Here is a 12,963-nt window from a genome sequence, read left to right on the forward strand (position 1 = left end):
CATCCAGGTAATCATCACATAAATGCCTGACGGCTCGTGACCTGCGGATCCGTCAGATCCGCCGGACGCGCTTCGGCGTGTCGCTACGGCCCCGCCGCAAACGTGGCCCCGACCCCCCCTACGCGCGCCCGCGCCACGGCAGCTCGGCCACCACCACCGTCCCCGCCCCCGGCGCGGACTCCACCACGAACCCCCCGTCAACGGCCCGCACCCGCTCCGCGAGCCCCGCCAGCCCGCTCCCCCCGGACATCCGCGCCCCGCCCCGCCCGTCATCCGCGACGCGGATCAGCAGCCGCGCCCCCTCCCGCCACACCTCGACGCCCGCGCCCCGCGCGGCCGCGTGCTTGCTGACGTTCTGCAGCAGCTCCGACACCACGAAGTACGCGATCCCCTCGATCGCCTCCGCCGGCCGCTCCTCCAGCCGCACCGACACCCGCACCGGCACCAGGCACCGCGCCGCCACCGAGGACAGCGCCGCGTCCAGCCCCCGGTCGGTCAGCACCGCCGGATGGATCCCCCGCGCCAGGTCCCGCAGCTCCTGCAGCGCGAGCTTGACCTCCCCGTGCGCCTCGTCGACCATCGCCGCCGCGCCCTCGGGGTCCTCCAGCAGCTTCTCCTTCGCCAGGCCCAGCCCCATCGCCAGCGCCACCAGCCGCGCCTGCGCCCCGTCGTGCAGGTCCCGTTCGATCCGCCGCAGGTCGGCCGCCGCCGTGTCCACGACCACCCCGCGCCCCGACTCCAGCTCGGCGATCCGCCGCTCCAGCTCGTCGGAAGGCGACAGCAGACCGCGTACCATCGCCCGGTCCAGGTTCGCCATCAGGCGGACGAGGTACGGCAGCAGCGGCCACAGCAGGAACAGCCCCACCAGGGCGATAATGAAGGTCAGCATCCCCCAGGGCAGCCGGACCAGCTCGAACAGCACGGTCCGCCACGCCACCGGGTCCTTGATCCCCGACCACAGCCAGGGGAAGAACCCGCCGGAACGGCGCGGCCCCGGCAAGGGGCTCGGCTCGTCGACCCGCACACCCAGCAGGCCCCGCGCCCGGGCGCGTTCGAGCACACCGAGCTGCCGGGACAGGTACAGGCCCGCCAACAGCACCGGCAGGCCGACCACCGTCACCGCCAGCGCGCCCGCCAGCGCGAGCATGACGATCGTGTAAACGAACCCGATCAGCGCCACCGGGAAATTGGTCAGCAGATAGGCGATCTCCTTCCAGGTGACCGCGTCGAAGGCGGGCCGTACGGGAGGAAGGGCGGGAGCTTGATCGTTCGCGGTCATGCGGCCAGCCTGTCAATTCCACCCCGGCAATGCCATGGGGTGGCCAGGCGCGAGTAAACGGGGGGTAACCCCACCCTGTGCGGACCAGGGCCTAGACTCCCGTCCGTACCAGATCACCGAGAACGTCGACAGTGGCCGAGGAGCGAGGAACGGACGTGCCCGAACCAACGGTATCGAGCGGCGCCGTGACGGGGACCGTGACCGCCGCGGACTACTTCCACGGTTACTCGGTCGTCGGCCTGCTCGCCGTCGTCGGCGTGCTCTTCGTCGCCGTGGCCTTCGGCGCCGGCCGCCTGCTGCGGCCCGTGGTCCCGACCCCCGAGAAGCTGCTGACGTACGAGTGCGGCGTGGACCCCGTGGGGGAGGGCTGGGCGCACACCCAGGTCCGCTACTACGTCTACGCGTTCCTCTACGTCATCTTCGCCGTCGACTCGATCTTCCTCTTCCCGTGGGCGACGGTGTTCGCCGCCGCCGGTTACGGCGCCACGACCCTGGTGGAGATGTTCATCTTCCTGGGGTTCCTGGCCGTCGGCCTGCTCTACGCGTACAAGAAGGGCGTCCTCGAATGGACGTGACACCGGCCGCCGCGGCACCGGAGCCCGTTTCCCTCCCGGAACCCAGGAGGCTGGGGGTCCTCTCCCGCCTGGCCCCCGAGCCGATGAAGGTGGTCCTGAACTGGGGCCGCCGCTACAGCCTGTGGGTCTTCAACTTCGGCCTCGCCTGCTGCGCCATCGAGTTCATCGCCGCGTCGATGGCGCGGCACGACTTCATCCGGCTGGGTGTCATCCCGTTCGCGCCCGGCCCCCGCCAGGCGGATCTGATGATCGTCTCGGGCACGGTGACGGACAAGATGGCCCCGGCCGTGAAGCGGCTGTACGAGCAGATGCCCGAGCCGAAGTACGTCATCTCCTTCGGCGCCTGCTCGAACTGCGGCGGCCCGTACTGGGACTCGTACTCGGTGACGAAGGGCGTCGACCAGATCATCCCCGTCGACGTCTACGTGCCCGGCTGCCCGCCGCGCCCCGAGGCCCTCCTCCAGGGCATCCTCAAGCTCCAGGAGAAGATCGCCCGGGAATCGCTGGCCGAGCGGTACGCGGACCGGCCGTCGGTCGCGCAGCTGACCAGCGGCCTGGTGACGCCCCCGCCCGCCCCGGGGGCCGGCGCGTGAACCTCTACGACTCCCTCCCCGACGGCGCCGCGACCGTCTTCGGCGCCGAGGCCGTGGCCTCCGTCGCCTACGACGTCCTCACCGTGGACGTCCCGGTCGGCTCCTGGATCCCCTCGCTGGAGATCGCCCGCGACAAGCTGGGCTGCACCTTCTTCGACTGGCTGAGCGCCGTCGACGAACCGGGCACCGGCTTCCGGATCTGCGCGCACGTCGTCGCGCTGGAGGGCGGCCGCGTACGCCGCCTCCTGCTCCGCACGACCGTCCCGCACGCTTCCGCCTCCCTCCCCTCCGCGGTCGCCGTCTACGCGGGAGCGGCCTGGCACGAGCGCGAGACGTACGAGATGTTCGGCGTGGTCTTCACCGACCACCCGCACCTCGTCCACCTCCTCCTCCCCGAGAACTTCGAGGGGCACCCGCTGCGCAAGGACTTCGTCCTGGCGGCGCGCGTCGCCAAGGCCTGGCCCGGCGCCAAGGAGCCGGGCGAGGCGCACGACCCGGACGCGCCCAAGCGCCGCCAGATGCTCCCGCCCGGCGTCCCGGACCCGAACGAGTGGGGCCCCCTCAAGGGCCAGCTCCCCCCGGCCCCCGCCCGCCCGGCCCGCACCCCCCGCGCCGCCGGCGCGGCGGCCCGCCCCCCGCGCGAGGGCGCCCCGGCCCGCCGCGTCCGCCCCACAACGGACACCCCGCCCCCGACGGCCACACCCGACCCCACGACGCCCCCGGCGGCCGCACCGGGCGAACCCGCCGCCGAGGCCCCGCGCCCGGCACGGCGCACCCGCTCGGCATCGGACGGCTCGGCCAGCCAGGCCACCCCGTCACCGGGCGACCCGGCCGCCGAGGCCCCGCGCCCCGCGCGCCGCAGCCGCTCGGCGTCGGACGACTCGGCCAGTCAGTCCGCTCCGTCGACCGATTCCCCCGCCGGGGCGCCGGACGACCCGGCCGCCGCACCGGGCGACCCCGCCGCCGAGGCCCCGCGCCCGGCACGCCGCAGCCGCTCGGCGGCCGACGGCTCCGCCAGCCAGGCCGGCCCCGCGCCGGACGCCGGCGCCCCGCGCCCGCCCCGGCGCAGCCGGTCCGCCGCGGACGGGTCCGCCGGTCAGGCCCCTGCGCCGGAGCCGGAGGCTCCCAGGCGCCCGGCCCCGCGCAGCGCGGACGCGCCCTGGCACAACCCGAAGCCCGCCTTCGAGGAGCCGGCCCCCGAGCCCGGCCCGAAGCCCGAAGCCGGGCCCGACCCCGATTCCGACCACGACACCACCGGAGGCGACGCGTGAACGACGTCCTCGACGTCGCCCTGCGACTGATCGTCGTCTTCGCCGTCTTCCTCGTGCTCCCGCTCGTCATCGGGCAGACCGAGCACAAGGTGATGGCGCACATGCAGGGCCGCCTCGGCCCCATGTACGCCGGCGGCTTCCACGGCTGGGCCCAGCTCGTCGCCGACGGCGTGAAGTTCGCGCAGAAGGAGGACATCGTCCCGGCGGCCGCCGACCGGCGGATCTTCCAGCTCGCCCCCGCCCTCGCGCTGCTGCCCTACCTCCTCGTCCTCATCGTCATCCCCATCGGCCCCGGCGAGAGCGCCGTCGGCCAGTCCATCGACGCCGGGCTCTTCTACGCCCTCGCCGTCATGGGCGTCGGCGTCCTCGGCAGCCTGATGGGCGGCTGGGCGTCCGCCAACAAGTTCTCCCTCCTCGGAGGCCTCCGCACCGCCGCCCAGCTGCTCGCCTACGAGCTGCCCATGCTGCTCGCCGCCGCCTCCGTGGCGATGGCCGCCGGCACGGTGTCCCTCCCCGGCATCGTGGGCGCCTTCGAGTGGTGGTGGCTGCCCTGGCAGATCATCGGCGCGCTCGTCTTCTTCACCGCCGGCCTCGCCGAGCTCCAGCGGCCCCCGTTCGACATGCCCGTCGCCGACTCCGAGATCATCTTCGGCGCGTACACCGAGTACACCGGCCTGCGCTTCGCGCTGTTCCTGCTCGCCGAGTACGCCGGCATCGTCGTCCTGTGCGCCCTGACCACCGTCCTCTTCCTCGGCGGCTGGCACGGCCCCCTCGGCGCCGACGGCCTCGGCTGGGTCTGGACCCTCCTCAAGACCGCGGTCCTGGCCTTCGTCGTCATCTGGCTGCGCGTGAGCTACCCCCGCCTGCGCGAGGACCAGCTCCAGAAGCTCGCCTGGACCGTACTCATCCCCCTCGCGCTCGCCCAGATCGCGCTCACCGGCATCGTGAAGGTGGCGATCCAGTAATGCCCCCGATCCCCGGATCCGGCCTCGCCAAGGGCCTGGCCGTCACCCTGCGCACGATGACCAAGCGCGCGCACACCGCCCAGTACCCCGAGGTACAGCCCGAGCTCCCGCCCCGCAGCCGCGGGGTCATCGGCCTGTTCGAGGAGAACTGCACGGTCTGCATGCTGTGCGCCCGCGAGTGCCCCGACTGGTGCATCTACATCGACTCCCACAAGGAGACGGTGCCCGCCGCCACCCCCGGCGGCCGCGAGCGCAGCCGCAACGTCCTCGACCGCTTCGCCATCGACTTCTCCCTCTGCATGTACTGCGGCATCTGCATCGAGGTGTGCCCCTTCGACGCCCTCTTCTGGTCGCCGGAGTTCGAGTACGCGGAGACCGACATCCACGAGCTCACCCACGAGCGCGACAAGCTGCGCGAGTGGATGTGGACGGTCCCGGCCCCGCCCGCGCTGGACCCCGGCGCCGAGGAGCCCAAGGAGATCGCCGCCGCCCGCAAGGCCGCCGAGAAGGCCGAGGCGGCAGCCGCCGCGGCCGCCGAGGCCGTGGCCGCCCCGCCCGCCGACGGCACCCCCGACACCCCGGCGGGAGGCACCGCCTGATGTACGCCGCCCAGCTCACCGCGGCCGCGGTGAAGGCCGCGACCGCCGTCACGGCCGCCGCCCCCGCGGGCCCGGCCCCGACGCCCGGCCCCGGGTTCCTCTCGCCGACCGGCGTCGAGATCGCCTTCGTCCTCGTCGGCCTCGCCACCCTCGGCGCGGCCCTCATCACGGTCACCACCAAGCAGCTCGTGCACGCCGCCCTCTGGCTGGTCGTCGCGCTCGGCGGGATCGCCGTCGAGTACCTGCTGCTGACCGCCGAGTTCATCGCCTGGGTCCAGGTCCTGATCTACCTCGGCTCCGTGGTCGTCCTCCTCCTCTTCGGACTGATGCTCACCAAGGCCCCCATCGGCCGCTCCCCGGACGCCGACTCCGGCAACCGGTGGGTCGCCCTCGGCGTCGCCGTGACCGCCGGCGCCGCACTCGTCTGGGTGGTCGCCGACGCCTTCCGCACCACCTGGATCGACCTCGACGGCCCCGCCCAGGGCTCCACCAAGGTCTCCGGCGAGATCCTCTTCCAGCACTGGGTGCTGCCCTTCGAAGCGCTCTCCGTCCTCCTCCTCGCGGCCCTGATCGGCGCCATCGTGCTCTCCCGACGCAGCACCCCCGCCGAGGAGGCCGCCGACGCGGCCGACGCCGCCGCCCGCACGGGCACCGAGAAGGGGCAGAGCTGATGCACCTCGCCTACCCCGCCGTACTCGCGGCCCTGCTCTTCGCCACCGGCCTCTACGGCGTGCTCGCCCGCCGCAACGCCATCCTGGTCCTGATGTCCGTCGAGCTGATGCTCAACGCCGTCAACCTCAACCTGGTGGCCTTCGACGTCTGGCTGCGCGACACCCTGCACGCCGGCCAGGCCCTCACCCTCTTCACCATCGCCATCGCCGCCGCCGAGATCGGCATCGGCCTCGCGATCGTGCTGATGGTGTACCGCAACCGGGGCACCTCGGACGTGGACAGGCTGCGCGACACCGCCGAGCCCCACGAGCCCGGCCACCCCGACGACCCCACCGCCACCACCGCCCGGCCGGAGGTCGCCGCGTGAGCACCACGACCCTCGCGGTCCTCGTCCCCCTCCTCCCGTTCCTGGGCGCGGTGGCAGGACTCCTCCTCGGCCGGACCGCACCCGGCTTCGTCAGGCCGCTCGCCGTCCTGCCGGCGCTCGCCGCAGCCGTCCTGGCCGTGCTCGTCGCCGTCCGCCACGGCGGCAGCAAGGCGATCGACACCGCCACCGAGCTGACCCCGACCGGCTCGGTGCCCATCGAGCTCTCGCTCCACCTCGACGGCTTCGCGGTCCTGGTCGCCGTCCTGGTCGCAGTCGTGGCCACCTGCGTGCAGCTCTACTCGACCGCGTACCTCCGCGAGGACCCGCGCTACCCGTCGTACGCCGCTCTGGTCTCACTGTTCACCTCCGCCATGCTGCTCGTCGTCTACTCCGGCGACCTCATGGTGCTGCTGGTCGGCTGGGAGATCATGGGCATCTGCTCGTACTTCCTCGTCGGCCACTACTGGGAGACCGAAGCGGCCCGCTCCGCCTCCCTCAAGGCCTTCCTCGTCACCAAGCTCGGCGACGTCCCCTTCCTCATCGGACTGTTCGCGCTCGCCGCCGACGCCGGCTCCTTCCGGATCACCGAGATCCTCGGCACCGTCGCCGCGGGCGGGCTCGACCACCCGACGCTCATCGCGCTGCTCCTGCTCGCCGGCGTCGCCGGCAAGTCCGCGCAGTTCCCGCTGCACACCTGGCTCCCCGACGCCATGGCCGGCCCCACCCCGGTGTCCGCGCTGATCCACGCCGCGACGATGGTCGCCGCCGGCGTCTACTTCATCGCCCGCCTCCTGCCCGTCTTCACGGCCTCCCGGGCCGCCCTGGTGGTCATGGCCGTCATGGCCGCGACGACGATGGTCGGCTCGGCCCTCGCCGCCCTGGCCCAGGACGACATCAAGCGCGTCCTCGCCTACTCCACGGTCGGCCAGCTCGGCTACATGACCGGTGCCCTGGCCGTCGGCGACCGGGGCGCCGCCGTCTTCCACCTCCTGTCCCACGGCGCCTTCAAGGCGCTGCTCTTCCTCGGCGCCGGCGTGATCATCCACGCCGCCGGCACCAACTCCCTCGCCGCCATGTCCCGCATGGACGGCCTGGCCAAGCGCATCCCCGACGCCTTCTGGACGATGACGATCGCGCTGCTCGCGCTCGCCGCCATCCCGCCCTTCGCCGGCTTCTTCTCCAAGGAAGCCGTCCTCGTCGCCGCCGAGCACGCCGCCGGCGGACACTCCGACCTCGCCCCGAGCGCGGCCGGCTGGGTGGTCCTCGTCGCCGGCGTACTGACCGCCCTGCTCACCGCCGCCTACGCCACCCGGCTGTGGCTGATGGCCTTCCGCGGCCGGGGCGCGGCCGCCCCCGACCACGGCAGGGAGCCCGTCGCCATGACCGGCGTGCTGTGGCTGCTGGCCGTCCCCTCGATCGCCTTCGGCCTCGCCGCGGGCCCCCTCGCCGACTGGTTCGACGGCAGGGAACTCACCCCCACCGTGACCACCTCGGTCCTCGGCACCGGCGCCGCCCTCGTCGGCGTCATGCTGACCTGGGCCCTGTGGCAGCGCGCCACCGCGAGGGCCGCGGCCGGTATCCGCAACGGCGGCGCCGTCCCGGCCTCGGTGGCCGCGGCCGAATCCGCCGCCGAGACCCCCGAGGTCGCCGAGGTGACCCACGAGCACCCCGCCGTCCCGGCCACCCCCGCGGCCGACCCCGGCCGGGCCCTCCTCGGCCCGCTGCACCGGCACGCCGCCGACGGCTTCCACCTCGACGCCGTCTACGACCGCCTCTTCGTACGCCCCGTCCGCGCGGCCGCGAGCCTGGTCCGCTTCCTCGACCGAGAGGTCGTCGACACCTACGTCCGCGGCGCGGGCGCCGGACCCCGGCTGCTCGGCGGCCTCGTCCGCCGGGCCCAGACCGGCAACGTGCAGAGCTACCTGAGCGCCCTGCTCGCCGGCGCCGTGGTCCTGGCGATCGCCACGGCCGTCCTCGCCAACCTCAACGCCGGATCGTGAGCCGAGAGTCAGCCGTGATCGATATCAGCCCGTCCGTGATGCAGTTCCTTCTGGCGTTCATCGTGGCCGCACCGCTCCTCGGCGCCGTCGCGGCCCTCCTCCCGGCCCCGCCCGGGCTCAAGGGCAGGAGCCCCGAACAGGCCGTGCTCCGCCACGGCGTCACCGTCACCGGCGTCATCCTCGCCGCGGCCGTCGCCCTCACCCTGGGCTTCGACCACGACAACCCGTCCCGCTTCCAGGCGACGACGGACATCAGCTGGATCCAGGCGCTCAACATCCGGATCCACCTCGGCGTCGACGGCATCTCGCTCCCCCTCCTCCTGATGACCGCGCTGCTGTTCTTCCTCTGCGCGGTGTACAGCTACTTCAAGCTCCCCGAGGGCCCCTCCCCGAAGGCCTTCGTGGCACTGCTGCTCGTCCTCGAGTCCGGCACCCTCGCGACCTTCGCCGTCCTCGACCTGATGCTGTTCTTCCTTGCCTTCGAGATGGTCCTCATCCCGATGTACTTCCTCATCGCCCGCTGGGGCGGCGCTCAGCGGCAGGCCGCCGCCTGGAAGTTCATCCTCTACACCCTCCTCGGATCCGTGGTCATGCTCCTCGGACTGCTGCTGATCGGAGTGAACAGCGGCACCTTCGACATGGTGGCACTCGCCTCTGACAACGGCCGCGGACTGAGCCACACCACCCAGCTCCTGGCCGTCCTCGCCATCGGCATCGGCCTCGCCGTGAAGACCCCGATGTGGCCGCTGCACACCTGGCTGCCCGACGCCCACACCGCCGCCCCCACCGTCGGCTCCGTGCTCCTCGCCGGCGTCATGCTGAAGATGGGCACCTACGGCTTCGTCCGCATCCTGCTGCCCGTCACCCCCGACGGCATGCACACCTTCGCCCCCTACCTGGGCGCCTTCGCCGCCGTCGGCATCGTCTACGGATCCCTCGCCTGCCTCGCGCTGACCCGCCGGAACGGCAAGGGCGACCTCAAGCGCCTCATCGCGTACTCCTCCGTCGGCCACATGGGCTTCGTCCTGCTCGGCATCGCGACGATGACCCCCACCGGCGTCAACGGCGCGCTCTTCGCGAACATCGCCCACGGCCTGATCACCGGCCTCCTCTTCTTCCTGGTCGGCGCCCTCAAGGACCGCTACGGCAGCAGCGACCTCGACACCCTCGCCGGAGCCACCGGCGCCGCCCTCTACGGCCGCGCCCCCCGCCTCGGCGCGCTCCTGGCCTTCGCCGCCGTCGCCTCCCTCGGCCTGCCCGGCCTGGCCGGGTTCTGGGGCGAGATGCTGGCCCTGTTCGGGGCGTTCGACCCGGCCGAGGGCCTCTCCCGCCCGGCCTTCCTCACCTACATGGCCGTCGGCGCGTTCGGCACCCTGCTCACCGCCGCCTACCTGCTGATCGTCGTACGGCGCGTCTGCATGGGCGACCCGAAGGCCGGACCCGAGCTCGCCGTCGCCGACGTCCACCGCTACGAGTTCGCCGCCTGGACCCCGCTCGTCGCGCTCACCGTCCTCGCCGGCCTGTGGCCCGCCACCCTCCTCGGCCTGACCGACCCGGCCGTCCAGAAGCTCCTCGCAGGAGGCAACGCATGACGGCCCTGACGGCCCTGGCCGCCGACACCCCCAGCCTGGTCCAGTCCGTCGACTGGCCCGCGATCACGCCCGTGGTCGTCCCCGCCGCCGTCGCCCTGCTCGTCCTGGTCGCCGACCTCTTCACGCCCGAGGCCCGCAAGCCGGTCCTCGGCTGGATCTCCGTCGCCGGCCTCGCCGCCGCCACCGCCGCCCTGCTGCCGCTGCGCGCCGGCGACCGCACCACCTTCTGCCTCACCGCCGACCCCGGCGCGTGCAGCTACACCGCCGACCACTTCGCGCTCGTCGTCCAGTTCCTGGTCCTGGCCGGGGCCCTGGTCACCGCCCTGCTGTCGGTCACCGGCGTCCGCGACGGCCGCGTCCCGGCCGGCGAGTACTGGTTCCTGCTGCTCTCCTCCGCCGCCGGCGCGGCCCTGCTGCCCGCCTCCCGCGACCTCGCCACCCTGATCGTCGCCCTGGAGGTCGCCTCCCTGCCCGCCTTCGCCCTCGTCGGCATGCGGCGCGGCGACCGGATGTCCTCCGAGGCCGCCCTCAAGTTCTTCCTGTCCTCGGTCACCGCCACCGCCGTCTCCCTGATGGGCGTCAGCCTCGTCTACGCCGCCACCGGAACCCTGCACCTGACGCGGGTCGCCGACCGGCTGGAGGACGTCCCCGGGCAGCTCGACACCCTGGCCATGGCGGGCGTCGCCCTCACCCTCGTCGGCTTCGCCTTCAAGACCGCCGCCGTCCCCTTCCACTTCTGGGTCCCCGACACCTACGTGGGCGCCCCGCTGCCCGTCGCCGGCTACCTGTCGGTGATCGGCAAGGCCGTCGGCTTCACCGGCCTGATCCTCGTCACGGTCATCGCCTTCCCCGCGTACTCCGACGTCTGGGGCCCGGCGCTGGCCGTGCTCGCCGCGCTCACCATGACGATCGGCAACGCCGCCGCCCTGCGCCAGTCCGCGGACCGGCCGCAGAGCGCCGTCCGGCTGCTCGCCTGGTCCTCCGTCGGCCAGGCCGGCTACCTGCTGGTCCCGATCGCCGCGGCCGCGTACTCCGGCCGCGACCAGATCGGCTCCACCGTCGCCTACGCGCTCATGTACGCCGCCGTGAACCTCGGCGCCTTCGCCGTCGCCGCGCTCGTCGCCCGGACCAGGCCGCTGCACCGGATCAGCGACTACCGCGGCCTGTACGCCGAGCGGCCCGCCGCCGCCCTGGCGCTGGCGTTCTTCCTGCTCTGCCTGGCCGGACTGCCGCCGGGCATCATCGGCCTCTTCGCGAAGGTCACCGTCTTCCGGTCCGCCGTCGACGCCGGCCTGGGCTGGCTCGCCGTGGTCATGGCCGTCAACGTCGTCATGGCCCTGTACTACTACCTGCGCTGGACGGCCCTCCTCTTCCACACCCCGCAGACCGAGGGGCGGGCCCCGGCCGTCACGAAGGCCCCCTGGCCCCTCACGGCCGCCATCGCCCTCACCGCCGTGGCCGCCCTGGCCCTGTCCGGCGCCCCGCAGCTGGTCCTGCGCTTCGCCTCGGGCAGCCTCTTCCCGCTGTAACCCGGCCCCGCCCGCCCGCCCTCACCCGTACGGAGCAACACCCGCCGCCGCTCCCGGCCCCCGCCGGAGCGGCGGCGGGGGCCCGCCGTGCCCCGGGAACCCGGCGCCCCCACCTCGCGTTGACAACAGAGGGAGGGTCCACTGGACCGAAGACCCTCAGATCCACGACGGGGCTCCCCTGACGCACCACTTGGAGGGCGTACCGTGCACCGCCGGCACAACGGGCTGAAGACCGCCGTACTCCTCGGCGGGATGTCCGCACTCATCATCGTCATCGGCAGTTTCTTCGGGCGGGGCGGCCTGATCGTCGCCGTCCTGGTGGCCCTCGGGACGAACGCGTACGCGTACTGGAACAGCGACAAGCTGGCTCTACGCGCGATGCGCGCCCGGCCCGTCAGCGAGTTCGAGGCCCCCGAGCTCTACCGCATGGTCCGCGAGCTCTCCACGTCCGCGCGCCAGCCCATGCCCCGCCTCTACATCTCGCCGACCGAGGCCCCCAACGCCTTCGCCACCGGCCGCAACCCGCGCAACGCCGCCGTCTGCTGCACGGAGGGCATCCTGCGCATCCTCGACGAGCGCGAGCTGCGCGGGGTCATCGGCCACGAGCTGAGCCATGTCTACAACCGCGACATCCTCATCTCGTCGGTGGCCGGAGCGCTGGCCTCCGTGATCATGTTCCTGGTGAACTTCGCCTGGCTGATCCCGGTCGGCCGCTCGAACGACGACGACGGCCCCGGCATCTTCGGCATGCTGTTGATCATGCTCCTCGGCCCGCTGGCCGCGTCCGTGATCCAGCTCGCCATCAGCCGGTCCCGCGAATACGAGGCGGACGCCTCCGGAGCGCAGCTCACCGGCGACCCGCTCGCCCTGGCCGGCGCCCTGCGCAAGCTCGACGCCGGCACCAAACAGCTTCCGCTGCCGCCCGAGCCCCGCCTGGAGACGGCGAGCCACATGATGATCGCCAACCCCTTCCGGCCCGGCCAGGGACTGTCCAAGCTGTTCTCGACACACCCTCCGATGGCCGAGCGCATCGCCCGGCTCGAACAGATGGCAGGCCGCAGCCAGTGAAAACCATCCTGAACGTCATTTGGCTCATACTCAGCGGGATCTGGCTGTTCCTCGGCTACTGCGTGGCCGGCCTGATCCTCTGCATCACCATCATCGGCATCCCCTTCGGCATCGCGGCCTTCCGCATCGCCGTCTACGCCCTCTGGCCCTTCGGCTACACCACCGTCGAGCGCCGCGACGCGGGCGCGCCGTCCTGCGTCGGCAACGTCCTGTGGCTGGTCCTGGCCGGCTGGTGGCTGGCGCTGGGCCACATCGCCACCGGCATCGCCCTCTGCCTCACGATCATCGGCATCCCCTTCGGCATCGCCAACTTCAAGATGGTCCCGCTCTCCCTGCTCCCCCTGGGCCGCGAAATCGTCCCGACGGACGCCCCCTTCGCCGCCCGCTGACGCCCCCGGGCCTGAGTTATCCACAGGCTCGGACGGCTGTCAGAGGTCTGCGTCACCATGAACA

At 73.0% G+C, this 12,963-nt stretch carries 13 protein-coding genes; 12 read left to right on the forward strand and 1 reads right to left on the reverse strand.

Going from position 1 to position 12,963, the window contains the following annotated elements; translation table 11 throughout:
- Window positions 1-118: 118 nt before the first annotated feature.
- A complete protein-coding gene (locus tag AB0O29_RS18015) occupies window positions 119-1,279 on the reverse strand; it encodes a sensor domain-containing protein (RefSeq protein ID WP_365152736.1) in 1,161 nt (386 codons plus the stop codon).
- A 155-nt stretch (window positions 1,280-1,434) separates the two neighbouring features.
- On the opposite strand from AB0O29_RS18015, the gene AB0O29_RS18020 reads away from it, so the two are divergent.
- From AB0O29_RS18020 to AB0O29_RS18075, 12 genes are all read left to right on the forward strand, one after another.
- Complete coding sequence (locus AB0O29_RS18020) at window positions 1,435-1,854, forward strand: NADH-quinone oxidoreductase subunit A (RefSeq protein WP_344163339.1); 420 nt, start codon at window positions 1,435-1,437, stop codon at window positions 1,852-1,854.
- Window positions 1,845-2,447, forward strand: coding sequence for an NADH-quinone oxidoreductase subunit B family protein (locus AB0O29_RS18025; protein WP_344163342.1), 603 nt, complete (start codon window positions 1,845-1,847; stop codon window positions 2,445-2,447). The genes AB0O29_RS18020 and AB0O29_RS18025 overlap by 10 nt, the downstream gene beginning before the upstream one ends.
- Window positions 2,444-3,718, forward strand: a complete 1,275-nt coding sequence (locus AB0O29_RS18030) for an NADH-quinone oxidoreductase subunit C (RefSeq protein ID WP_365152738.1) — start codon at window positions 2,444-2,446, stop codon at window positions 3,716-3,718. The genes AB0O29_RS18025 and AB0O29_RS18030 overlap by 4 nt, the downstream gene beginning before the upstream one ends.
- On the forward strand, window positions 3,715-4,683 hold the full coding sequence (locus AB0O29_RS18035; protein ID WP_365152740.1) for a complex I subunit 1 family protein: 969 nt from the start codon (window positions 3,715-3,717) through the stop codon (window positions 4,681-4,683). Before AB0O29_RS18030 ends, AB0O29_RS18035 begins: the two co-directional genes overlap by 4 nt.
- Window positions 4,683-5,282, forward strand: coding sequence for an NADH-quinone oxidoreductase subunit I (locus AB0O29_RS18040; protein ID WP_365152742.1), 600 nt, complete (start codon window positions 4,683-4,685; stop codon window positions 5,280-5,282). Before AB0O29_RS18035 ends, AB0O29_RS18040 begins: the two co-directional genes overlap by 1 nt.
- Window positions 5,282-5,953, forward strand: a complete 672-nt coding sequence (locus AB0O29_RS18045; RefSeq protein WP_365152744.1) for an NADH-quinone oxidoreductase subunit J — start codon at window positions 5,282-5,284, stop codon at window positions 5,951-5,953. Before AB0O29_RS18040 ends, AB0O29_RS18045 begins: the two co-directional genes overlap by 1 nt.
- Window positions 5,953-6,321 (forward strand): NADH-quinone oxidoreductase subunit NuoK, encoded by a 369-nt coding sequence (gene nuoK, locus AB0O29_RS18050; RefSeq protein WP_365152746.1) that lies wholly within the window; start codon window positions 5,953-5,955, stop codon window positions 6,319-6,321. The genes AB0O29_RS18045 and nuoK overlap by 1 nt, the downstream gene beginning before the upstream one ends.
- Complete coding sequence (locus tag AB0O29_RS18055) at window positions 6,318-8,321, forward strand: NADH-quinone oxidoreductase subunit L (RefSeq protein ID WP_365152748.1); 2,004 nt, start codon at window positions 6,318-6,320, stop codon at window positions 8,319-8,321. Before nuoK ends, AB0O29_RS18055 begins: the two co-directional genes overlap by 4 nt.
- 38 nt (window positions 8,322-8,359) lie before the next feature.
- Window positions 8,360-9,913: an NADH-quinone oxidoreductase subunit M gene (locus AB0O29_RS18060; RefSeq protein WP_365152803.1), complete on the forward strand. Its 1,554-nt coding sequence runs from the start codon at window positions 8,360-8,362 to the stop codon at window positions 9,911-9,913.
- Window positions 9,910-11,442, forward strand: a complete 1,533-nt coding sequence (locus tag AB0O29_RS18065; protein WP_365152750.1) for an NADH-quinone oxidoreductase subunit N — start codon at window positions 9,910-9,912, stop codon at window positions 11,440-11,442. The genes AB0O29_RS18060 and AB0O29_RS18065 overlap by 4 nt, the downstream gene beginning before the upstream one ends.
- 204 nt (window positions 11,443-11,646) lie before the next feature.
- Window positions 11,647-12,510 carry a zinc metalloprotease HtpX gene (htpX, locus tag AB0O29_RS18070; protein ID WP_365152752.1) on the forward strand — a complete coding sequence of 288 codons (864 nt, stop codon included), beginning with the start codon at window positions 11,647-11,649 and terminating at the stop codon, window positions 12,508-12,510.
- The gene (locus AB0O29_RS18075; protein WP_365152754.1) at window positions 12,507-12,899 is read left to right on the forward strand and encodes a YccF domain-containing protein; all 393 of its coding nucleotides are present in this window, start codon (window positions 12,507-12,509) and stop codon (window positions 12,897-12,899) included. The genes htpX and AB0O29_RS18075 overlap by 4 nt, the downstream gene beginning before the upstream one ends.
- The last annotated feature ends 64 nt before the right edge of the window (window positions 12,900-12,963 follow it).

Source organism: Streptomyces sp. NPDC089915 (genome assembly GCF_040684675.1).
GTDB lineage: Bacteria > Actinomycetota > Actinomycetes > Streptomycetales > Streptomycetaceae > Streptomyces.

What these genes read in the sequence shown, in the direction of transcription:
- AB0O29_RS18015 (WP_365152736.1), bottom strand. Translation starts at nt 1,279, where the DNA reads ATGACCGCGAACGATCAAGCTCCCGCCCTTCCTCCCGTACGGCCCGCC.
- AB0O29_RS18025 (WP_344163342.1), top strand. Translation starts at nt 1,845, where the DNA reads ATGGACGTGACACCGGCCGCCGCGGCACCGGAGCCCGTTTCCCTCCCG.
- AB0O29_RS18040 (WP_365152742.1), top strand. Translation starts at nt 4,683, where the DNA reads ATGCCCCCGATCCCCGGATCCGGCCTCGCCAAGGGCCTGGCCGTCACC.
- AB0O29_RS18045 (WP_365152744.1), top strand. Translation starts at nt 5,282, where the DNA reads ATGTACGCCGCCCAGCTCACCGCGGCCGCGGTGAAGGCCGCGACCGCC.
- nuoK (WP_365152746.1), top strand. Translation starts at nt 5,953, where the DNA reads ATGCACCTCGCCTACCCCGCCGTACTCGCGGCCCTGCTCTTCGCCACC.
- AB0O29_RS18060 (WP_365152803.1), top strand. Translation starts at nt 8,360, where the DNA reads ATGCAGTTCCTTCTGGCGTTCATCGTGGCCGCACCGCTCCTCGGCGCC.
- AB0O29_RS18065 (WP_365152750.1), top strand. Translation starts at nt 9,910, where the DNA reads ATGACGGCCCTGACGGCCCTGGCCGCCGACACCCCCAGCCTGGTCCAG.